Below are 20,696 nucleotides of genomic sequence, written 5' to 3' on the forward strand. Positions count from 1 at the left end.
ACTCGCCGTGGGTCTTGCCGCGGCCGTCGTCGCGCATCCTGAGCGAGCACGCCTTCGCGGCAGCTTCTTCCTCTCTGGCGAGGAGGGCGGCTTCGCGGGCGTCGGCCTCCTCGGGGGCGATCACCTCGAACAACCGGCGCCCGAGCCGGTTCAACGCCGTCGCGTCGTGGTGCTTGGCCTGCTCGATCAGGAACGCCTCCGCCTCGGTGACCTTCTCGGCCGGGACCGTGTCGGGCAGGTCGTCGACCCACCGGATGATCACCCGCGCCTGCTCGGTGTGGATCTTGCCAACGGCCAGGGCGTCCCTGGTCGCGGCGTGGGCCTCCAGGTCCCGACCCAGCCGCACGGTGCCGTGCGCGGCCGCGCGGGTGGCCTTGGTCTCGTGGGCCAGCCACGCCGCCGCCGACGAGGCGCCCTTGTCCTGGCCGACGTGCAGCTCGTCGGCGTGGGCCGCGACCCGCGCCTTCAGCTCGGTCACCTTGGCCTCGGCGCGCTGCAGTGCGATCAGGGTCTGCGCGGTCTCGGCGGGGTCCATCGACCACACGGATGCGTCCGCGACCGCGTCGAGCTCGGCGTGCAGGTGCGCGGTCGCGACACTGACCCGGTGGTGGGGTGTCGCGATCGCTGTCATGGGTCTACTCAAGCACCGACCACCGACAGTGGGCCGGCGAGAATCCCCTTATTCCACAGGGGTTCTGGTCACGATGAGGTCACGATCTCGGTGCTGTTTCCACAGGTGGTTTCGAGGCTCGCTCCGCTCGCACCTCAACCACCGGACCCAGAGCGGAAGTGTGGTGGATCCGATCCACCTGATGCGTCGGATCGACCACACTCGCGCCGAGCCGTGAGCCGGGAAGCCGGCCGCAACCACCCGCACACCGTCCCCGTTCGCTGCCTGTCGGTCGCAACCCCGAGCCCGCCGCGGGGTGCTGACAGGTGTGGGCGCCGCGTTCGCCGTACCGGGTCTCGACAAGCTCGACCACCGGTGAGCCGGGCGCCGACCGCGACCACCCGCCCACCGCCCCGTTCGCTGCCTATCGGCCGCAACCACGAGCGGACCGTGAGGTGCCGACGGTCGACCGCTCCGCGTTCGCCGTACGGGGTCTCGACCAGCTCGACCAACGGCGAGCCGGGCGCCGGCCGCAACCACCCGCCCACTGTCTCCATCGCTGCGATGTCGGTCGCAACCCAAGGTCACCGGCACGGTCTGCGAGTCCCGACGAGCTCGGCCACGGACGCTCGTCGGAGAGCCGAACCGACACAGATGAGAGGTCTCTCACCACCGGCTCACGCCCACTTCACCGCGGACCGGCAGCGTCGTCCTCACCGCAACCGAACGGAGAGGACATCACGATGACGAAGCGCAAGAAGGTCACCGTCGGCGTGGCCGGACTGGCCGCCGCCGCGCTGGTCGGCTTCGGTGCCCCGGCGATCGCCGAGCACGGGAACGACGACCCGGCCACCCACGACGTCGCCGACGACCACGGCGGGCTCCGCCACGGCGCGGACGACCCGGCGGGCCACGACGCGACCGACGACCACGGCCGGCACCACGGCGGTCATCACGGACACCACCGGGGACAGCGCGCCGACGACCCGGCAACGGTCCCGACCGAGGACCCCACCGACGACCCGACCGCGGACCCGACCGAGGACCCCACCGAGGACCCGACCGAGGACCCCACCGAGGACGCCGGTGACGACCACGGCAGCGACGACCCGATCGGTCACGACGCCGGTGACGACCACGGTGGCGACGACCAGGGCGACGACGCCGGGGACGACCACGGCGACCACAGCGGCCCGGGCTCCGGCGACGACCAGGGTGACGACGCCGGGGACGACCACGGCGACCACAGCGGCCCCGGATCCGGCGACGACCAGGGCGACGACGACGGCGACCACAGCGGCCACGGTCACGGCGGCGACGACGGCGACGACGACTGACCCGGAGCCTCCCCGGCAATGGGCTACCGGTTGAACCGGTAGCCCATTCCGCGCACGGTGGCGATCGTCTCGGCGCCGAACTTCTTGCGCAGGTACCCCACGTACACGTCGACGACGTTCGAACCCGGGTCGAAGTCCATGCCCCACACCTGGTCGAGGAGCTGCTCGCGGGAGAGCACCTGGCCGGCGTTGACCATGAAGATCTCGGCGAGCGCGAACTCCCGCGCCGAGAGCTCCACCTGCCGCTCCCCGACCTGCGCGCGGCGGGTGCGGACCTCGAGCCGGACGCCGCCGGCCTCGATGACGTCCTCGCGGGCGGTCGTGACCTGATCGTGACGCAGCCGGAGCCGCACCCGGGCGAGCAGCTCGGCGAACCGGAACGGCTTGGGCATGTAGTCGTCCGCCCCGCCCTCCAGCGCGGACACCGTGTCGCCCACCGAGTCGCGCGCGGTCAGCACGATCACCGGCATCCGCGACCCCTGCGCGCGCAGCTGCTCGAGCACCGTGAACCCGTCCATCGTCGGCAGTCCGATGTCGAGCACCATCAGGTCGTGGTCGCCGCTCAGCGCGTGGTCGAGGCCCTCGGCGCCGTCGGCCACGGTGCGCGTCAGGTGCCCCGCGGAGCGCAGCCCCTTGGCGACGAAGGACGCGATCCGCTCCTCGTCCTCCACGATCAGGATCCGGGCCACTCGTCCTCCTGGGGCAGCGTGATCACGAAGCGGGCTCCCTGCGGCTCGACGTCCTCGACGCCGACGCTGCCGCCGTGGGCACGAGCGATGGCGCCGACGATCGAGAGGCCGAGTCCGAAGCCCTCGTCACCAGGAGGTACGACGCTGCGGCCGAATCGTTCAAAGATCCGCTCCCTGTCCTGCGGCGGCACGCCGGGACCGGTGTCGCGGACCCACAGGCGGGCCGTGCGTCCGTCATACGACGACCCGATCGCGATCTCGTCGCCGTCGCGGGTGTGCTTGACGGCGTTGTGGGCGAGCTGGAGCGCCGCCTGGGTGAGCCGCTGCTCGTCGGCCACGATCCGCGCCGACGCCGTGGCGTCGACCGACCAGGCCCGGTCGCCCAGGCCGCGAGCCTTGGTCGCCAGGTCGCAGGTCAGCCCGTCCAGGTCGACCTCGCGAGGCTGGAGGAAGTCGGGCCGATCGCTCGTGGCCAGCAGCATCAGGTCGCCGACCAACCGCGACATCCGGTCGGTCTCGTCGAGCAGCAGGTCCCGCGTCTCGGCGACCTCGGCGGGGTCGTCCGCGTCGAGGAGCTCCAGGTGCCCGCGCAGGACGGTCAGCGGCGTCTTGAGCTCGTGGCCGGCGTCGTCGAGGAACTCCCGCTGGCCCACGAACGCCGCCTCCAGCCGGTCGAGCATCCCGTTGAAGGTCCGGGTCAGCGCCGTGATGTCGTCGTTGCCCGCCACCGGCAGCCTCCGGGACAGGTCGGTCTCGGAGATGTCGTCCGCGGTCTCGCGCAGGGTCCGTAGCGGCGACAGCAGCCGGCCGGACACCCAGGCGGCCATCGCGGTGACCAGCAGCAGCGCGAGCGCGGCGACGATCGCGTAGGTGCGCATCGTCTCCTGCAGCCCGGCGCGCGCCGTGTCGAGGAAGGTCACCACGACCAGCGCGCCCACCCGGTCGCCCTTCCGGACGCTCTGCACGCCGATCTGCAGCTCGCCGAAGTCCGAGTGGACGCGGGTGGTGCCGTTGGTCGCGAGCAGCGGCCGGACGGCGTCGGCCAGCCAGGCGCTGTTGCTGATCGCGTCCCACTGGGGGGACTGGATGCGCGCGCCGTCGTTCCACCAGCCGATCAGCAGCTCGTCGTCCTCCGGCACCTTGTGCTCCAGGTAGGCGCGCACCATCGCCTCGGGGTCGGTGAACGTGCGGCCCTCCTGCAGCTTGGCGAGCTCGGCGAACTCCTGGTCCGCCTGCGCCTGCACCTGCTGGTCGAGCCGGTGCGACTCGATCGTGTAGACCACCACGCCCGCGACCACGAGGCCCGCGAGCACCAGCAGCGCGACGGTCGTGGTGATCCGGACCCGGACGGACGGGCTAGTCCTCACCACCACCGTGCCCGGATCCGGAGTGGTCGTGGCCACCGTCGTCGCCACCGTCGTGGTCGTCCCCGCCACCCGGGCCGCTGTGGTCGTCGCCGCTGTGGTCGTCCCCGTCGTGGTCGTCGCCGCCACCCGGGCCGCTGTGGTCGTCCCCGCCGTGGTCGTCGCCGAGGTCGTCGTACCCCGGCGTGACCACCTCGACCTGCTCGGGTTCGTCCGGCGAGGGCGTCGGCGAGGCCGAGTGCGTCGGCGTCGGGCTCGGGGACGGCTCACGGATGGTGATGGAGTGCCGCGGCGCCGGGTCGTCGGTGGCCGACGCCGCCAGCGAGCCCACGACGTACGCCCCCATCGGGAGGACGAGGGCGAGGCCCAGCAGGACCTTCCAGACGGCGCTCATGGTGACCACGATCCTGCCCGATGGTGGGGCCTCGGTGAGAGCTCGATGAGAGGGTTCTCATGCCTCCCAGCGCAGCACCGCCGCCACCGGCGCGCCGTCGAGCGCGGCCGCGGGGACGACGCTGACCTCCGCGCTGGTCAGCACGGCGGCCGCGACGAGCGCCTGGTCGGCGCGCAGCCGCTCCTCGGGCAGGGTGAGCCCCGGGTGGGCGGACACGTCGAGGTCGGCGTCCGCGGCGCGGCCCGGGTCGAGCAGCAGCGTGTCGACCTGGCCCTGGACGAAGGCGTCGGCGACGTCGTCGACGCCACTGACCGCGCCGTCACCGCGGCCGAGGCGCTCCCGCAGCTCGTGCACCCGCTCCAGCCGCTGCCGCACCACCTGCTCGAGCAGAGCCTCGCGCACCGCCTGCTGGAGCGCCCCATCGCCGCCGTCCTCGTTGCGGGTCCCGTGCTCCAGCTCGACGATCGCGGCCTGCGCCTCGTTGAGCCGTTCGCGCACGAGCGACTTCGACCGCGGGTCGCCGGCGAGGAGCACCAGCCGGGTGCCGGCCCGGACGTAGGACGAGATCCGGTCCGCGACCTCGGCGGCGTTCTTCGCCCAGACGTTCTCGGTGCGGTGCTGGTAGTTCAGGTTGCCCCAGTCGGTCGCGCCGACCTGGTGGATGTTCTCGGTGCTGCCCTCGATCGACTCCAGCTGCTCCGGCGAGGGCAGGTCCGACCGGTAGAGCCCGACATCGCCGCCCACGTGGTCGACGGTCGCGAGCACGAACGTCACCACCGCGTCGCGGTGCTCGATCCAGCGGGCCAGGTCGGGCAGTGGCGCCCAGGTGGCGACGGTGTCGTCGACCCGGAACGACGCGGTCTGGTCGTAGAGGACGCCGTCGCCGGTCGCGACGACCACGCGCGCCACGGGTGCCGGCTCGTGCACGACCTCGCCGAGCCGCTCGGCGACCGCGGTGACGACGGAGTCGTCCGCGCCCTGCTCGCGCAGGGAGTCGCAGGCAGCGCGCACCCGCAGCTCGTGCTCGTGCGCGCCGTTCTCGGTGTCGTGGGCGACGTCGACCAGCGCCGTCGCGAACGGACCGGTCGACTGGTACAGATCGGTGAGCGTCGAGGTGTCCATGCCGGCTCGGTTACCCGAACGTGTCGCGCGGAAACGGTTCTAGAGTGGCCTGCATGATCGTCCCCTTCAGTGTCTCGGACTTCCTCGACCGCGCGGTGCAGGTGTACGGCGACCGGGTCGGCGTCGTCGACGAGCCGGACCAGCCCGCGCCCTCGCTGGGCGAGCTCACCTACCAGCAGATGGCGACGCGGGCGCGGCGCCAGGCCGCGATGCTCGACAAGCTCGGCCTCGACGTCGGCGACCGCGTCGCGATCGTCAGCCACAACAGTGCCCGCCTGCTGACCGCCTTCTTCGGCGTCAGCGGCTGGGGGCGCGTGCTGGTGCCGGTGAACTTCCGGCTCCGGCCTGACGAGGTGAAGTACATCGTCGAGCACTCCGGCGCGCGGGTCCTGCTAGTGGACCCCGAGCTGGCGGAGAGCCTCAAGGACGTGGAGGCCGAGTTCAAGTTCGTCCTCGGTGAGGAGGCCTCCCTCGACGTGTCCGAGGATGTCGAGCCGCGGCCGTGGGAGCCGGACGAGAACGCCACCGCGTGCATCAACTACACCTCCGGCACGACCGCGCGCCCCAAGGGCGTGCAGATCACGCACCGCAACATCTGGGTGAACGCGGTGACGTTCGCGATGCACGCCGGCGCGACCGACCGCGACGTCTACCTGCACACGCTGCCGATGTTCCACGCCAACGGCTGGGGCTGGCCGTTCCTCGCGACCGGGCTCGGCATGAAGCAGATCGTGCTGCGCAAGGTCGACGGCGCCGAGATCCTGCGCCGCATCGACCAGCACGGCGTCACGGTGCTCTGCGCGGCGCCCGCGGTCGCCGCCGCGGTGCTGGACGCCGCGCAGACCTGGGAGGGGCCGATCCCCGGACGGGACCGGGTGCGGATCATCATGGCCGGCGCCCCGCCGCCGACGAAGACCGTCGCGCGGGTGCAGGAGGAGCTGGGCTGGGAGTTCATCCAGATCTACGGCCTCACCGAAACCTCGCCGCTGCTCACGATCAACCGGACCCGCCAGGAGTGGGACGACCTCGACCCGCTCGAGAAGGCGACGAAGCTGACCCGGGCCGGCGCGCCCGCGCTCGGCGTCCGGCTGGCGATCTCCGAGGAGGAGGCTGGGCCGGATTCTGGGGCAGCCGGGGAGGTGCTGGCCCGCTCGAACGTCGTGCTCGAGGGCTACTGGGAGCAGCCCGAGGAGAGCGCGAAGGCGCTGGCCGGTGGCTGGTTCCACACCGGCGACGGCGGCGTGATCGGTGAGGACGGGTACCTGACGATCTCGGACCGCAAGAAGGACGTGATCATCACCGGCGGCGAGAACGTCTCCTCGATCGAGGTCGAGGACGTGCTGTTCTCACACCCGGCCGTCGCGGAGGTCGCGGTGATCGGCGTGCCCAGCGAGAAGTGGGGCGAGACCATCAAGGCGCTCGTCGTGCTGGCCGAGGGGACGGAGGCCACCGAGGCCGAGCTGATCGCCTGGTGCAAGGAGCGCGCGGCCGGCTACAAGGCGCCGACCACCGTCGAGTTCCGCCAGGAGCTGGCCCGGACCGCCACCGGCAAGCTGCAGAAGTTCAAGCTGCGCGCGGAGTACTGGGAGGGCTACGACCGCCAGGTCCACTGACCGGGACCGTCGCACGGGTCGTGTGCCTGAGACCGCGCTATAGCGCGTTCTCAGGCACACGACTCGCCACCCGCCGGCGGCGGCCGCCCTACGCCTGATCCCGACGGGAGTCGATGACCACCTCGAACTCCAGCAGGTCCGCGCCGGTCGAGACCGGGTTCGCGCGCTCGCCGGCGTGCGCGGCGACCGCATCGCCGTCGCGCCAGGCGGCGAAGGACTCCTCGTCCTCCCAGTGGGTGACGACGAAGTAGCGGTCCTCGCCCTTGACCGGGCGGAGCAGCTGGAAGCCGAGGAAGCCCGGGGTGCCGTCGACGGTGTGCGCCCGGTTCGCGAAGCGCTTCTCCAGCTCCTCGTGGGCCTGCGGCGGGACCGAGATGGCGTTGATCTTCACGACGCTCATGTGAGCGACAGTAGCCTGACGCCCATGCCCGCGCTGAAGGACGTCGTCGACCTGCTGCACGGGTGGTACCCGCCCGCGACCGCGGACTCCTGGGACGCGGTCGGCCTGGTGCTCGGGCACCCGGGGACCCGCGTCGACAAGGTGATGTTCGCCGTCGACCCGGTGCTGCCGGTGGCGCGCGAGGCGGTCGACTGGGGCGCGGACCTGCTGGTCGTCCACCACCCGCTGTTCCTCAAGCCGGTGCACGGCTTCGCCGCGACCACGCCGAAGGGTCGGACGCTGGCGACCCTCGCCGGCGCGGACTGCGCCCTGCTGACCGCGCACACCAACGCCGACCAGGCCGTCTCCGGTGTCTCCGAGGCGCTGGCCCTGGCGCTCGGGCTCACCGGCCTCGAGCCGATCGTCCCCGCGCCCGCGGAGCCGCGGGACAAGCTCGTCGTGTTCGTGCCCACCGGCTCGGCCGACCTGATGCGGGAGACCCTCGCCCGGGCCGGCGCCGGGGAGATCGGCGACTACGACCACGCGTCGTTCTCGGCGCCCGGGCAGGGCCGGTTCCGTCCGCTGGCCGACGCGAACCCCACGATCGGCGCCATCGGAGACCTCGAGACCGTCGACGAGGAGCGCGTCGAGGTCGTGCTGCCCCGCGGCCTGCGCGGCCACGTGGTCCGCGCGATGCTCGCCGCCCACCCCTACGAGGAGCCGGCGTACGACGTGGTCGAGCTGGCCGATCCCGCGGTGACCACCACCGGCACCGGCCGGATCGGCACCCTGCCGGAGCTGACCCTGCGCGAGTTCGCCGCCCGGGTCGCCGAGCGGCTGCCGGAGACCGCCCAGGGGGTCCGGGTGGCCGGCAACCCCTCGCGGGTGGTGCGCCGGGTCGCCGTGTGCGGGGGAGCGGGCGACTTCCTGCTCGACACCATGGCGCGGTCGGACGTCGACGTGTACCTGACCAGCGACCTGCGGCACCACCCGGCGAGCGAGTTCGCCGAGTCGGACGGGCCGGCGCTGGTCGACGTCGCGCACTGGGCGGCGGAGTGGACCTGGCTGCCGGTGGTGGAGGCGCGGCTGCGTGCGGCGCTGGGCGATACGGTGGAGACCCGCGTGAGCACGCTCCGCACCGACCCCTGGACGTTCCGCGTCTGATCGACCCCAAGGAGAACCCGCTGAAAGCCGACCCCGCCGCCCAACGGAAGCTCCTGGACGTGCAGGAGCTGGACTCCCGCGCCGACCAGCTGCGGCACCAGCGGGCCCACCTGCCGGAGATCGCCGAGATCGCGACCCTGCAGGGCAAGCGCACCGACGTCGAGAACATGGCCCGCGACGTGCGGATCGTCGTCGACGACCTGACCACCGAGCAGCAGAAGGTGGACGCGGACGTCGAGGCCGTGCGCGCCCGGCGGGTCCGCGACCGCGACCGGATGGACCAGGGGCTGATCACCAACCCCAAGGACCTGGAGCGGATGCAGCACGAGCTGGAGTCGCTCGAGCGCCGGATCGCGAGCCTCGAGGACGACGAGCTCGAGGTGATGGAGAAGCTCGAGGAGGCCCAGGCGGAGCTGGCGAAGCTGGAGGCCATGGTCGCCGAGGTCGACGAGCAGACGGCCGCCCTGGCGGCGACCCGCGACGAGAAGCTGGCCGGCATCGAGGAGCGGCTCGCGCAGGTGGCCGCGGACCGCGGCCCGGCCGTCGAGGGGCTGCCCGCCGACCTGCTGGCGCTCTACGAGCGGCTGCGTGAGCAGAAGGGCGGCGTCGGCGCGGCCGAGCTGCGGGCCCGCCAGTGCGGCGGCTGCCGGCTTGGCCTGGACGCCTCCGAGATCGGCCGCATCCGGGGGCTGCCCGAGGACGAGGTGGTCCGCTGCGAGGAGTGCCAGCGGATCCTGGTGCGCACCCCCGAGTCCGGGCTGTGACCGGTCCCCGCTCGGTCGTCGTCGAGGCGGACGGCGGGTCGCGCGGCAACCCGGGGCCGGCGGCGTACGGCGCGGTGCTGCGCGACGCGGCGACCGGCGCGGTGATCGCCGAGGAGGGCACCACGATCGGCGTCGCGACCAACAACGTCGCGGAGTACTCCGGGCTGATCGCCGGGCTCCGCCTGGCGCGGGAGCACGCGCCGGACGCCGACGTCGAGGTCCGGATGGACTCCAAGCTGGTGGTCGAGCAGATGTCGGGGCGCTGGAAGATCAAGCACCCGGACATGCGTCCGCTCGCGGCCGAGGCGGCGCAGCTGGCGCCGTTCGGCACGACGTACACGTGGATCCCGCGCGAGCAGAACCGGGCCGCGGACCGGCTGGTGAACGAGGCGCTGGACGGCCTGCGCCGCGGGGTGACGGTGGCCGAGACCGCCCCGACCGAGAAGCCGGCCCCGCAGGGCTGGGCGCCGCCGGGTACGCCGACGACCGTGGTGCTGGTGCGCCACGGCGTCACCCCGCACACGGTCGAGAAGCGCTTCTCCGGCGGCCTGGCCAGCGCGAACCCGGGGCTGAGCGACGAGGGTCGCGACCAGATCCGGGCGATCGGCGACTGGCTGGGCCCGATCGCCGAGCGGATCGACGCCGTCGTGTCCTCCCCGGTGCGGCGGACCCTGGAGTCCGCGGAGATCCTCGGCGCCGTGCTCGGCCGCGAGATCCAGGTCGAGCCGGGCTTCGCCGAGATGGAGTTCGGCGCGTGGGACGGGCTGACCTTCGCCGAGGTCGGCGAGCGGCACCCCGAGGACCTGAAGGCGTGGCTGGGCTCCCTCGAGGTCGCCGCGGGCGGCGGCGAGTCCTTCCGTGCCGTCGAGAAGCGGGTGCTCGACGCGCTGGCGCGGGTGCTCGAGGAGCACGCCGGCAAGACCGTCGTGCTCGTCACCCACGTGACCCCGATCAAGACGGTCGTGGCGCACGCGCTCGACGCGCCCCTGGAGTCGGTGTTCCGGATGGAGCTCTCGCCGGCGTCGATCACCGTGGTGTCGTGGTACGACCAGAGCCCGTCGCTGCGGATGTACAACGCGCTGCCCCCCGGCAACGACGTGTTCTCGGCCGGCGCCGCACGGTGGTGACTACAGCTCGCTGACCACCACGTCGAGGTGGCCGCCGTCCTCCTCGACCTGCCAGCCGAGGTCGCGCAGCGCCTCGGCGAGCTTCGCCGGCGTCCTCGGGTCCGCGCCCGCCTCGAGCAGCGCCCGGACGATCCGGCCCTTGGTCGCCTTGTTGAAGTGGCTCACGACCTTCCGCTTCCCCTGGTGCTCGTGCAGGACCCGCACGGTCGCGGTCCGCACGCCGGCCGGCCGCCAGAACGACACGTAGGTGCCGCTGCGCAGGTCGACCAGCAGGCTGCCGCCGACGGCGTCGGTGACCACCGGGCCGAGGTGCTCCCGCCAGGTCGCCGCGACCGGCCCGAGGCCGGGCAGGGTCGTGTCGCCGGAGAGGCGGTACGCCGGGATCCGGTCGCTCGGCCGCACCAGGCCGAACAGGCTGGAGGTGATCGCCAGGCGCGCCGTGGCGCGCCGCTTCGCAGCCGGGGTCAGCGTCGCGACGCCGAGCGCGTCGTAGAGCACGCCGGTGTAGACCTGGTCGGCGCGGTGGGTCGGAGCGGTGCGCAGCCGGGCGTTCAGCTCGACCAGGTCGAGCTGCGTCGTACCGATCCCGAGGGTCCGAGCGGCGACGTCCGGATCGCCCTGGCACAGCGCGACGAGCGCGGCGAGCACCCGCTCGCGCGGCGCGGAGAGGGCCGGGAAGTCCAGGGCCGCGAGATCGAGCGGCTTGCCGCGACGCGCGGCCGTCTTGCCCTCGCTGGGCGGCAGCAGGATCAGCACGGTGAACTATGGTGCCGGTATGCCGAGCAGCCGCGTCGTCCGGGTCCGATCGGTCCGAGACGGGGTGGCCGCCGGGGCGCTGCGCGCCGGCATCACCAGGATCCAGGCCGAGCTCGACGTCGCGCCGTCGTTCCCTCCCGAGGTGGAGGAGGCCGCCGCCGCGGCCGCGCGCGACCCGCGGCTGCCGGAGCTGGACCGCACCGACCTGGAGCTGGTCACCATCGATCCCGAGGGCTCCCGCGACCTCGACCAGGCCCTGCACCTCGAGCGGGACGGCGACGGGTACGTCGTGCACTACGCGATCGCCGACGTCGCCGCGTTCGTGGCGCCGGGGGACCCGGTCGACGTGGAGGCGAACCGGCGCGGTGAGACCCTGTACGGCGCCGACTCGAAGGTGCCGCTGCATCCGACGGTGCTCAGCGAGGACGCCGCCTCGCTGCTGCCCGACCAGGTGCGGCCCGCGCTGCTCTGGACGGTCCGGCTCCGCGCGGACGGCGGTCGCACCGACGTCCACGTCGAGCGGGCGCTGGTGCGCTCCCGCCGGCAGCTCACCTACGTCGAGGCGCAGCGCGCGATCGACGACGGCTCGGCGTCCGAGAGCCTCGCGCTGCTCCGGGAGGTGGGGGAGGCGCGCATCCGCCGGGAGGCGGTGCGCGGCGGCGTCTCGCTGCCGCTGCCCGAGCAGGAGATCGACATCGTCGGCGACGAGTGGCGGCTGGAGTTCCGCGAGCAGCTCCCCGTCGAGCGGTGGAACGCGCAGCTGTCGCTGCTCACCGGCTTCGCGGCCGCCGACCTGATGCTCTACGCGCGGGTCGGGCTGCTGCGCACGCTGCCGGCGCCGGACCCGCGCGACGTCCAGCGGTTGCACCGCACGGCGCGGGCGCTCGGCATCGACTGGCCCGCCGAGCAGCTGTACCCCGACTTCGTCCGCTCGCTCGATCCCTCCCAGGCGTCCCACGCGGCCATGGTCAACGCGTGCACCCGGCTGCTCCGCGGCAGCGGCTACGTCGCGTTCGACGGCGAGACCCCGGCCGACCCGCAGCACGCGGCGCTCGCGTCCGAGTACGCCCACGTCACCGCGCCGCTGCGGCGCCTCGGGGACCGGTACGCCGGCGAGGTGTGCCTCGCCCTCTGCGCCGGCACCGAGGTGCCGGACTGGGTCCGGGCCGCGCTGCCCGGGCTGCCCAAGACCCTCCAGGCATCCGCCTCCCGGGCGAACACCTACGAGGGCGCCGTCCTCGACCTCGTGGAGGCCGGCGTGCTGCGGCACCGGGTCGGCCAGGAGTTCGCCGGCGTCGTCGTCGACGTGGACGAGAAGGACCCGCAGCGCGGCGTGGTCGTGATCCAGGAGCCCGCCGTCGAGGCCCGGGTCGTCTCGTCGTCGCCGCTCCCGCTCGGCACGGACGTCACGGTGCGGCTCACCGTCGCCGACGTGGAGACCCGGAAGGTCGAGTTCGAGCTCGCGTGAACCGCCGGGTCAGTGGTTCTGCTGCACCCAGGTGACCAGGAGGAAGATCGCCACCAGCACGACGACCAGGCCCACCACCGCCAGCAGCGGCCACCACTTCGGGCGCTCCGGGCCGTACAGCGGCTTGTTGGTCGTCGGGCGTTCCTGGTTCTCGGTCATGCGCCGCCAGTACCCGCTTCGGCGCCGGCAACGCGACCGCCGGGCACAAGGTCCCGCCGGCCCGCGGCCGGTGTCCCCTGGTGGGAGCGTGGGTGGCGGCGCACGGTGAAGACATGTTCGGGGACCGGGCGGATGCCGGACGCCGGCTGGCTGCGCACCTGCGGGAGTACCGCGGGGCGAAGGCGGTCGTGCTCGGCCTTCCGCGCGGCGGCGTACCCGTCGCCGCCGAGGTGGCCCGGGCGCTCGAGCTGCCGCTCGACGTGATCGTGGTGCGCAAGCTGGGTGTGCCCGCCCACCCCGAGCTCGCGATGGGCGCCCTCGGCGAGGGCGGCGTCGAGGTGGTGGACTGGGACCTGGTCCGCCGGGCGCGGGTGGGGCCGGAGGAGCTGGGCCGGGTCGAGGAGCGGGAGCGGGCCGTGGTGGCCGCCCGGGTGGCCGAGCTGCGGGGCGGCCGGCCGCCGCTGGACCTGGTCGGGCGGGTGGCGATCGTCGTCGACGACGGGATCGCGACCGGATCGACCGCGGCCGCCGCGTGCGGCGTCGCGCGCGCCCTGGGTGCGGCCCGGGTGGTGGTGGCGACGCCGGTCGCGCCGCCGGGCCTGACCGCCGCGGGTCTGGACGCCGACGAGCTGGTCTGCGTCGAGACGCCCTGGGACTTCCAGGCCGTCGGGGCCAGCTACGACGACTTCACCCCGACCACGGAGCACGAGGTGGTCGAGCTGCTCACGGCGGCCCGGACATGACCGTCGGCGTCGCCCGGCTCACCGCCGCCGCGGAGGACGAGGTCACGGCGCTGGCCCGCCCGCTGGCGACGACGGACGACCTGGACCCGGTGGTCGACCGGCTCGCGACGGCCCGCTTCGCCTGCCTGGGCGAGGCCTCGCACGGCACTCACGAGTTCTACGGGTGGCGGGCCGAGCTGACCCGCCGCCTCGTCGAGGAGCAGGGCTACGCGTGGATCGGGGTCGAGGGGGACTGGCCCGACTGCTGGCGGATCCACCGCTGGGTCACCGGGCAGGACGACCAGGACCGGGCCGCGGCCGGCGTGCTCGCGGAGTTCGACCGCTGGCCGGAGTGGATGTGGGCCAACCACGAGGTCGCGTCGTTCCTCGACTGGCTGCGGGGCTGGAACCTGGAGCGGGCCCCCGAGCGGCGGGTCGGGTTCTACGGCCTCGACGTGTACTCGCTGTGGGACTCGCTGCGCCGGATCCGCGGCTGGCTGCGGACCCATGCCCCGGACGCGCTCGCCGACGCGGAGCGGGCCTGGCAGTGCTTCCTGCCGTTCCACGAGGACCCGCACCGCTACGCGTGGGGGACCCGGCTGGTGCCCGCGTCCTGCGAGGACGACGTCGTCCGGCTGCTCGCGACCGTCCGGGCCCGGACCCACGGGCTGCGTGAGGAGTCGGCGTTCGACGCGCTGCAGAACGCCCTGGTCGCGGCGCAGGCGGAGCGGTACTACCGCACGATGGTGCGCGCCGACGGGGCGTCCTGGAACATCCGCGACCGGCACATGACCGACACCGCCGACCGGCTCGCGGCGCGCCACGGGCCCGGCTCCCGCGGCATCCTGTGGGCGCACAACACGCACGTGGGCGACGCCCGCGCCACAGACATGGCGCGGGCCGGCATGGTCAACGTCGGCCAGCTCCTCCGCGAGCGGTACGGCGACGACGCGGTCGGCCTCGTGGGCATGGCGGCCCACCGCGGGCACGTGCTCGCGGCCTCCGCGTGGGGTGCGCCGGAGCGGTCGTTCGCGCTCCCCGTCGCCCGCGCGGGCAGCCACGAGGACCTGCTGCACCGGGTGCTGCGGCGCCCGTCGGCGCTGGTGTTCGGGCCGGACCGGTCGGGTCCCTGGCTCGGCGTCCGTGCCGGCCACCGCGCTGTGGGCGTGGTCTACGACCCCGCCCGTGAGTCGGGCAACTACGTCCCGACCGTCATGGGCGCCCGCTACGACGCCCAGCTGTGGTTCGAGGAGACCGGTCCGGTGCGGCCGCTCCACCACGAGCCGCCGCCCTCCGGACCCGAGCTCGAAACCGAGCCGTCCGGCTTCTGAGAGGAGTCACGATGGAGACCTGGGGGACCGTGCTGATCGCGGTCGTCGTCCTGGTGCTGATCCTGCTGGCGCTGGCGGTGCGCGTCGTCCAGCAGTACGAGAAGGGCGTGCAGTTCCGCCTCGGCAAGCTGCACGGTGTGCGAGAGCCGGGCCTGCGCCTGATCATCCCGGTCGTCGACGTCCTCAAGAAGGTGTCGCTGCGGACCGTCACGATGCCGATCCAGTCGCAGGGCATCATCACCCGCGACAACGTCAGCATCGACGTCGCCGGCGTCGCCTACTTCCACGTCAACGACGCGGTGAAGTCCGTGATCGCGATCGAGAACGTCGCGACCGCGATCAACCAGATCGCGCAGACCACGCTGCGCAACGTGGTCGGCCAGCACACGCTCGACCAGACGCTGTCCGAGACCGACGCCATCAACGCCAACATCCGGGAGATCCTCGACCGGACCACGACCGAGTGGGGCGTGCTGGTGACGCTGGTGGAGCTCAAGGACATCACCCTCCCCGAGACCATGAAGCGGGCGATGGCTCGCCAGGCCGAGGCGGAGCGGGAGAAGCGGGCCAAGATCATCGCCGCGGAGGGCGAGGCGGCGGCCGCCGCCGCCCTGGGCCAGGCGTCGGACACGATGATGGCGCACCCGCTGGCGCTGCAGCTGCGCAACCTGCAGAGCCTGGTGGAGATCGGCGTCGACAAGAACACCACCGTGGTCTTCCCGGCGCCGCTGATGAGCACGATCGGCGACCTCGGCGCGTTCCTGCAGCGCGAGGCCAAGGCGGCCGACTACGACGGGTCGCGCGCCTGGTGACCTAGGCCCAGGGGTCGATGAGGATCTTCGCGTGCCGGTCGGCGGCACCGAGGGTCTCGAACGCGCCGGCGACCCCGTCGAGCCCCACGACGTCCGTGACGAGCGGGCGTGGGTCGACGGTGCCGTCCGCGACCAGGTGCAGCGTCTCGCGGAACTCGACCGGGTCGTAGCAGAAGGAGAAGCGCAGGTCGAGCTCCTTGTTGACCGCCATCGTCGGCCGGAACGTGTCGGGCTCCATGCACACGCCCACCACCACGACCCGGGAGAGGAACGGGGCGTGGGTGACGATGTCGTCGATGACGCCCGGTACGCCCACGCACTCGAAGACGACCGGGCCGCGCGGCGTCAGCCCGAGCCGCTGGGCGGCCCGGATCACCGACCACCAGGGGAGCCGGGGGACCCGGCGCAGCTGGTGCATCGCGTCCAGGCCCTCACCGAACAGCGTGGTCGCCGACGTGACGGCGCCCTTCTCCTCCGCCACCAGGTCCCACAGCTGACCCGGGTCGACGACCGTGTCGGCCCCGCAGGCCGTGGCCAGCTCGCGGCGGCCGGACGAGTAGTCGCTCGCGATCACGCGGCGTACCCCGGCGGCCTTGAGCATCAGGAGCACCGCCAGCCCGATCGGGCCACACCCCACCACCACGGCCACGTCGCGCTTGCTCACGTCGCCGCGGTTCACCGCGTGCCGGGCCACGGCCAGCGGCTCGGTCAGCGCCGCCAGGTCCGGGTCCAACCCCTCCGGCACCGGCATCGCGGCGTCCTCCGCGACCAGCACGTACTCCGCGTACGCCCCCGGCGCGTGCGGCGACAGCCCGGTCATCTGGATCGCGTCGCCGTCCTTCAGCAGCGGCAGGGCCACCAGCGGCTGGCCGATCTCCCACCGCTCGTGGCAGCCGGGGCCGTAGGCGTCGACCGTCCCGGTGAACTCGTGGCCGAGCACCACGGTGTGCTCGCGGCGCATGAAGTCGGGGTAGCCGACCTCGGCCGCCACGTCCGCGGTCGCGTCGGCGTGGTGGCGGGCGTGCAGGTCGGAGCCGCAGATCCCCGCCCGGGTGACCCGCAGCCGGACCTGGCCGCGCCCGGGCTGCGGCAGCGGCAGCTCCGCGACCTCGAGTGCTCCCTCGTGGACGGTGACGGCCCTCATGCCGTCACCGTAGGGGATGGATCAGTAGGACCACACCGCGGACTTGGCGTCCATCGTCAGGGGGCCGCTGGAACGGCCGCTGAAGGCGAGCGACACGGCGCTGTACTCCGAGCACGGGCGGTAGGACCAGACCTCGCTGCGGTAGCCGCCCGAGGTCGCGCCCGCCTCGCGGTGGTCCTTGGTGCCGAAGATGTGGTCGATCTTGGTCTTGGCCATGCCCTTCTTGGCCTTCTTGTACTCGGCCTTGGTCACGCACGCGGTCGCCGCGCTGGCGGTGCTCGTGGTGGCGCCGATCGTGGTGAGCGCGCCGGTCGCGACGAGGGCGAGGGCGGCCAGGGTCGGCCGGGTTCTGCGCATGGTGATGTCTCCCGAGATCGAGTTCGTGGCGCCCCGGTCCCGGAGCTGGCACGAAGGTAGGCAGGGCCGGACGGGCCGATCTGGCTTGTTGCAGCTGGGGCGGGTGTGATGCAACAGCCCGGCACCGGAGCGCAGGACCTCTCTCAGCCGGGGGACGCGGACGGGCTGGGTAGGCCGGGAGTTGACCCCCGGGGCAGGACGGTAGAGAACGTGACAGCGCTAGGCCTCGGACCTGCGGAAACTCGTTTGGTCGGCTCTGACGTTTATTGCTTGTAGTTCTGTTTCGGACTCCTGACGGACAGCGCGTGACCTTCGATTCGTCCGGCGCGTGCTGCGGATCGCCGTACACGATGGCCTGACGGCCCGATGATGTTCGCGTGACGACCTCTCCCATGCCAACCCCAGAAGAACCACCCACTCCAACCGCGACCACTCCTGAGTTCGGGGTCTATCTCGCGTCGATCGATGTCTGTGGCACGTCGGTGTCACCGCCTCGAGGAGGCGTCACCGCAGTCGTTGGAGGCAACAACGTGGGCAAATCCACGATGTTGCGTGAGTTGGTCAATGAGCTCGCTCGTCATCCCGGGTTGCCTTCGAGCGCCGGGATACGGCTGCTGCGCGGTCTGTCGCTTCAGACAGACGGTTCAGTCGAGGATCTCCGCGCTTGGCTGTACGAGAACGCGCACCTCGTGGTCGGCCCGCAAGAGGGATTCGTGCGGCTGGCCAGTAACCAACCGCTACCTCCGAACAGCCTGCCGCACTACTGGGGGCAAGGCGATCGAATGGGACCTCTTAGCGGCTTCATGGTGCACTACTCCACCCCGATGGCTCGTGGGGGCATGGTTGCGCCGGCACCGCAGCGGGACAACATCGGCTCGCCGCCCATCCACCCCATCCACGTGCTTCAAGACGATGCAGAACTCCTCAAGCGCGTGGACGAAGTGAGCAAGGAAGTCTTCAGGCAGTCCCTGACTCTCGATCGTCTCTCCGGGAACACCTTCCTTAGGGTCGGTGTGCCGGACAAGCCAGCCCCACCGATCGATGCGATTACGAAGCAATATCGAGACGCCCTAGCTGCGCTGCCTCTCCTCGCTGACCAAGGCGACGGGATGAAGAGCCTTATCGGCTTGTTGTTGCCTGTCATAGCCGCGACATATCCCATCGTCGTGATCGATGAACCGGAAGCGTTCCTCCATCCGCCACAGGCGCATCAACTTGGCAAGACGCTCGCGACGTTGGCCCGCGAGCGGCAGATCCAAGTCGTTCTAGCGACGCACGACCGCAATCTATTGGCGGGATTGCTCGCGGCAGACGCCCCAGTGTCGGTGATTCGGCTCGATCGAAGCGGCGATGCCACGACGGCGCATTCTCTGGCAGAGGACGAGGTTGCCGGTCTGTGGACGGATCCGGTGATGCGCTACTCGAACGTGTTGGACGGGTTGTTTCATCGCGTCGTCGTGATTGCCGAAGCTGATCCCGACTGTCGCTTCTACGCGGCGGCTCTCGATTCGCTCAACGCCAAGCAGACCCTTCCGATCCCACCCAGCGAGATCCTGTTCGTGCCTGCTGGTGGAAAGGACGGGATGGCGAAGATCGCTCGATCGCTGCGTGCAGTGAGTGTGCGCGTCGTGGCATGTCCCGATCTCGACATCCTGGACGACAAGACGAAGATCAGGCGCCTCGTAGAAGTGTTCGGAGGGGACTGGTCTGAGCTGGAGCGGAACTACGACGTAGCCGTCGAGCCGCTGAAGAGCAAGAAGGTGGAGGCAACCTGCGGCGAAGTGCTGAAGGCCGTTGAGGTCGCGTTGTCGGGACAGCATGACGAAGCATGGACCGAGGAAAAGAAGGTAGCTCTTCGGCCAGCCCTCAGAACGAGCCAGACCGAGTTCAAGAAATTGAAGCGATTCGGGATGGCAACCTTCGCGGGCCAGAGCGCGGCGGCAGCCGAGCAACTCGTCGCTCAACTCGACGCCCTCGGTATCTGTTGCGTGAGGGAAGGCGAGTTGGAACGCTTGGCTCCAGCGCTTGGAGTTACAAAGGGTCCGGCATGGGTTGGCGCGGCTCTCGCTGCGGGAGCACATGAGGACAGTCAGGCAATCGCTCAAGTACAACGGATGGTGGACGCCGCGCAGTGAGAGCGCGCCTCGCGGCGGGTGGGGAAAGAAGACCTCGGCCAGGTTCTGTCTCCGCAGATGTGGTTGGTCGAAAAGCGCTCGGCCTGTCGGCGGGCTCCGTCCAGGCACGTCTCGGGCACGCCTCCGCCGCAGAGACGCTGGACACCTACAGCCACCTCAGGCCGGACAGTGACGACCGGACCCGGGATGCCATCGAAAGCGTGCTCGGACCGCTGACGGACTCTCGACGGACTACTGTGCTCTCCTAAACACAACGGACCTGGTCAGAGGGCCTAGTGCGGATGGGCTGGCCTATAGGCCGGGTTCTGTACGCCGAAGCGTGGCGACCATCCATCTACGACGACCGTTGCCGGCCGCCTCCAGCGGTCTACCCGCGCACTCGGGCGGGCCGCCCTCGAACGTGCGCGCGTCCGGTGCGAGCACCGGACTTCTTGACCTTGCTCCAGGTGGGGTTTGCCGAGCCGCCCGGGTCGCCCCGGGCGCTGGTGGTCTCTTACACCGCCGTTTCACCCTTACCCCTCTCGCCGAGGCGGGAGGGGCGGTTTGTTCTCTGTGGCACTGTCCCGCGGGTTGCCCCGGGTGGGTGTTACCCACCACCTTGCCCTGTGGAGCCCGGACCTTCCTCGGCGCTCCCCGAGGGGAGCGACGCGGTCGCCCGGCCAGCCCATCCGCGGCTCAAGAGTACTGCCCGCGGTGCCGGCCGATCAGGTGCCGGCCGCCGTGGACGCGCGGACCGTGCGCCCGGCGGGCGACGTACCGCATCACGAGCACGACCGCCACGGTGGTGAGCAGGCTGGACAGCAGCACCTCGCCGCGGGAGAGCCCGTCGACGTTCGGCTGGAGGTCCTCCTCCGTGGCCCACCCGAAGATGCCCTCGCTGGTGAGCAGCCCGACGCCGAAGCAGACGACCGTGTCGGTCAGCACCGCCCACAGCCGGTGCACCCGGCCGCCACCGACGAGCAGCCCGGCGCCCACGGCGAAGCCGAGCGAGATCGCGGCGAGCAGGGCCAGTCCTTCCAGTCCCATGTCCCACTGCATGACAGAGCCTCCCTTGCGGGTCCTCTGCTTCCAGCGTCCGGGCGCGCCCGTATCCGCAGTAGGGACCTAGTGCCCGATCGGGTCGGGCAGCGGGGTCGTGCCGTTCTGGTCGACGCGGTATCGGCGTTGGTGGGGTCCGGTCCAGGTGTATGAAGCGCCCCAGGTTTGATGCCGCATCCTTTTGAGTTGGAAGGATGCATGTCATGCCGAA

Annotated in this window: 21 protein-coding genes and 1 other RNA gene; 10 read left to right on the forward strand and 12 right to left on the reverse strand. The window is 72.0% G+C overall.

The window, feature by feature from the left end; all coding sequences use genetic code 11:
- A partial coding sequence (locus tag ABD086_RS25090) for a DUF222 domain-containing protein (RefSeq protein ID WP_343911392.1) occupies window positions 1-631 on the reverse strand: 631 nt, incomplete at its 3' end.
- Window positions 632-1,353: 722 nt separating this feature from the next.
- Here ABD086_RS25090 and ABD086_RS25095 point away from each other — a divergent pair.
- The gene (locus tag ABD086_RS25095; RefSeq protein ID WP_343911394.1) at window positions 1,354-1,947 is read left to right on the forward strand and encodes a hypothetical protein; all 594 of its coding nucleotides are present in this window, start codon (window positions 1,354-1,356) and stop codon (window positions 1,945-1,947) included.
- A gap of 23 nt (window positions 1,948-1,970) precedes the next feature.
- Here the strand turns inward: ABD086_RS25095 and ABD086_RS25100 are convergent, their stop codons facing one another.
- The 4 genes from ABD086_RS25100 to ABD086_RS25115 are packed head-to-tail and all read right to left on the reverse strand — an operon-like array spanning window position 1,971 to window position 5,516.
- Window positions 1,971-2,636: a response regulator transcription factor gene (locus ABD086_RS25100; protein WP_343911396.1), complete on the reverse strand. Its 666-nt coding sequence runs from the start codon at window positions 2,634-2,636 to the stop codon at window positions 1,971-1,973.
- The gene (locus ABD086_RS25105) at window positions 2,621-4,003 is read right to left on the reverse strand and encodes a sensor histidine kinase (protein ID WP_343911398.1); all 1,383 of its coding nucleotides are present in this window, start codon (window positions 4,001-4,003) and stop codon (window positions 2,621-2,623) included. The genes ABD086_RS25100 and ABD086_RS25105 overlap by 16 nt, the downstream gene beginning before the upstream one ends.
- The gene (locus ABD086_RS25110) at window positions 3,993-4,394 is read right to left on the reverse strand and encodes a hypothetical protein (RefSeq protein WP_343911400.1); all 402 of its coding nucleotides are present in this window, start codon (window positions 4,392-4,394) and stop codon (window positions 3,993-3,995) included. Before ABD086_RS25110 ends, ABD086_RS25105 begins: the two co-directional genes overlap by 11 nt.
- A gap of 57 nt (window positions 4,395-4,451) precedes the next feature.
- Window positions 4,452-5,516 carry a baeRF2 domain-containing protein gene (locus ABD086_RS25115; RefSeq protein ID WP_343911402.1) on the reverse strand — a complete coding sequence of 355 codons (1,065 nt, stop codon included), beginning with the start codon at window positions 5,514-5,516 and terminating at the stop codon, window positions 4,452-4,454.
- 53 nt (window positions 5,517-5,569) lie between these two features.
- Between ABD086_RS25115 and ABD086_RS25120 the strand changes: the two genes are divergently transcribed.
- Window positions 5,570-7,129, forward strand: coding sequence for a long-chain-fatty-acid--CoA ligase (locus ABD086_RS25120; protein WP_343911404.1), 1,560 nt, complete (start codon window positions 5,570-5,572; stop codon window positions 7,127-7,129).
- Window positions 7,130-7,217: 88 nt separating this feature from the next.
- Here ABD086_RS25120 and ABD086_RS25125 read toward each other — a convergent pair whose 3' ends face one another.
- Window positions 7,218-7,529: an antibiotic biosynthesis monooxygenase family protein gene (locus tag ABD086_RS25125; RefSeq protein WP_343911406.1), complete on the reverse strand. Its 312-nt coding sequence runs from the start codon at window positions 7,527-7,529 to the stop codon at window positions 7,218-7,220.
- A 24-nt stretch (window positions 7,530-7,553) separates the two neighbouring features.
- Here ABD086_RS25125 and ABD086_RS25130 point away from each other — a divergent pair, with 24 nt between their 5' ends.
- The 3 genes from ABD086_RS25130 to ABD086_RS25140 are packed head-to-tail and all read left to right on the forward strand — an operon-like array spanning window position 7,554 to window position 10,563.
- On the forward strand, window positions 7,554-8,672 hold the full coding sequence (locus ABD086_RS25130; protein WP_343911408.1) for a Nif3-like dinuclear metal center hexameric protein: 1,119 nt from the start codon (window positions 7,554-7,556) through the stop codon (window positions 8,670-8,672).
- Between the two features lie 59 nt (window positions 8,673-8,731).
- The gene (locus ABD086_RS25135) at window positions 8,732-9,436 is read left to right on the forward strand and encodes a zinc ribbon domain-containing protein (protein ID WP_343911410.1); all 705 of its coding nucleotides are present in this window, start codon (window positions 8,732-8,734) and stop codon (window positions 9,434-9,436) included.
- Window positions 9,433-10,563, forward strand: coding sequence for a bifunctional RNase H/acid phosphatase (locus tag ABD086_RS25140; RefSeq protein WP_343911412.1), 1,131 nt, complete (start codon window positions 9,433-9,435; stop codon window positions 10,561-10,563). Before ABD086_RS25135 ends, ABD086_RS25140 begins: the two co-directional genes overlap by 4 nt.
- On the opposite strand, the gene yaaA is transcribed toward ABD086_RS25140, so the two are convergent.
- Window positions 10,564-11,319: a peroxide stress protein YaaA gene (gene yaaA / locus ABD086_RS25145; RefSeq protein ID WP_343911414.1), complete on the reverse strand. Its 756-nt coding sequence runs from the start codon at window positions 11,317-11,319 to the stop codon at window positions 10,564-10,566.
- 19 nt (window positions 11,320-11,338) lie between these two features.
- On the opposite strand from yaaA, the gene ABD086_RS25150 reads away from it, so the two are divergent.
- A complete protein-coding gene (locus ABD086_RS25150; RefSeq protein ID WP_343911416.1) occupies window positions 11,339-12,787 on the forward strand; it encodes an RNB domain-containing ribonuclease in 1,449 nt (482 codons plus the stop codon).
- 9 nt (window positions 12,788-12,796) lie between these two features.
- On the opposite strand, the gene ABD086_RS25155 is transcribed toward ABD086_RS25150, so the two are convergent.
- Window positions 12,797-12,946, reverse strand: coding sequence for a hypothetical protein (locus ABD086_RS25155; protein ID WP_343911418.1), 150 nt, complete (start codon window positions 12,944-12,946; stop codon window positions 12,797-12,799).
- Window positions 12,947-13,059: 113 nt separating this feature from the next.
- Between ABD086_RS25155 and ABD086_RS25160 the strand changes: the two genes are divergently transcribed.
- From ABD086_RS25160 to ABD086_RS25170, 3 genes are read left to right on the forward strand one after another with little or no spacing between them, the layout of a single operon-like run.
- On the forward strand, window positions 13,060-13,689 hold the full coding sequence (locus ABD086_RS25160) for a phosphoribosyltransferase (RefSeq protein ID WP_343911420.1): 630 nt from the start codon (window positions 13,060-13,062) through the stop codon (window positions 13,687-13,689).
- A complete protein-coding gene (locus ABD086_RS25165; RefSeq protein ID WP_343911422.1) occupies window positions 13,686-14,999 on the forward strand; it encodes an erythromycin esterase family protein in 1,314 nt (437 codons plus the stop codon). Before ABD086_RS25160 ends, ABD086_RS25165 begins: the two co-directional genes overlap by 4 nt.
- Before the next feature lie 11 nt (window positions 15,000-15,010).
- Window positions 15,011-15,811 (forward strand): slipin family protein, encoded by an 801-nt coding sequence (locus ABD086_RS25170; protein WP_343911424.1) that lies wholly within the window; start codon window positions 15,011-15,013, stop codon window positions 15,809-15,811.
- A gap of 1 nt (window position 15,812) precedes the next feature.
- On the opposite strand, the gene ABD086_RS25175 is transcribed toward ABD086_RS25170, so the two are convergent.
- Both ABD086_RS25175 and ABD086_RS25180 read right to left on the reverse strand, forming a co-directional pair.
- A complete protein-coding gene (locus ABD086_RS25175) occupies window positions 15,813-16,955 on the reverse strand; it encodes a zinc-binding dehydrogenase (protein ID WP_343911426.1) in 1,143 nt (380 codons plus the stop codon).
- Between the two features lie 21 nt (window positions 16,956-16,976).
- Entirely contained in the window at window positions 16,977-17,312 is a 336-nt protein-coding gene (locus tag ABD086_RS25180) for a hypothetical protein (RefSeq protein ID WP_343911428.1), read from the reverse strand.
- 377 nt (window positions 17,313-17,689) lie between these two features.
- On the opposite strand from ABD086_RS25180, the gene ABD086_RS25185 reads away from it, so the two are divergent.
- A complete protein-coding gene (locus tag ABD086_RS25185) occupies window positions 17,690-19,447 on the forward strand; it encodes an AAA family ATPase (protein WP_343911430.1) in 1,758 nt (585 codons plus the stop codon).
- Between the two features lie 278 nt (window positions 19,448-19,725).
- Here ABD086_RS25185 and rnpB read toward each other — a convergent pair.
- Together rnpB and ABD086_RS25195 are read right to left on the reverse strand one after the other, a co-directional pair.
- Window positions 19,726-20,114: RNase P RNA component class A (gene rnpB / locus ABD086_RS25190), an RNA gene on the reverse strand.
- A gap of 8 nt (window positions 20,115-20,122) precedes the next feature.
- The gene (locus tag ABD086_RS25195; protein WP_343911432.1) at window positions 20,123-20,485 is read right to left on the reverse strand and encodes a hypothetical protein; all 363 of its coding nucleotides are present in this window, start codon (window positions 20,483-20,485) and stop codon (window positions 20,123-20,125) included.
- Window positions 20,486-20,696 lie beyond the last annotated feature (211 nt).

Origin of the sequence: Nocardioides aquiterrae (assembly GCF_039526625.1) — a bacterium.
Lineage (GTDB): Bacteria > Actinomycetota > Actinomycetes > Propionibacteriales > Nocardioidaceae > Nocardioides > Nocardioides aquiterrae.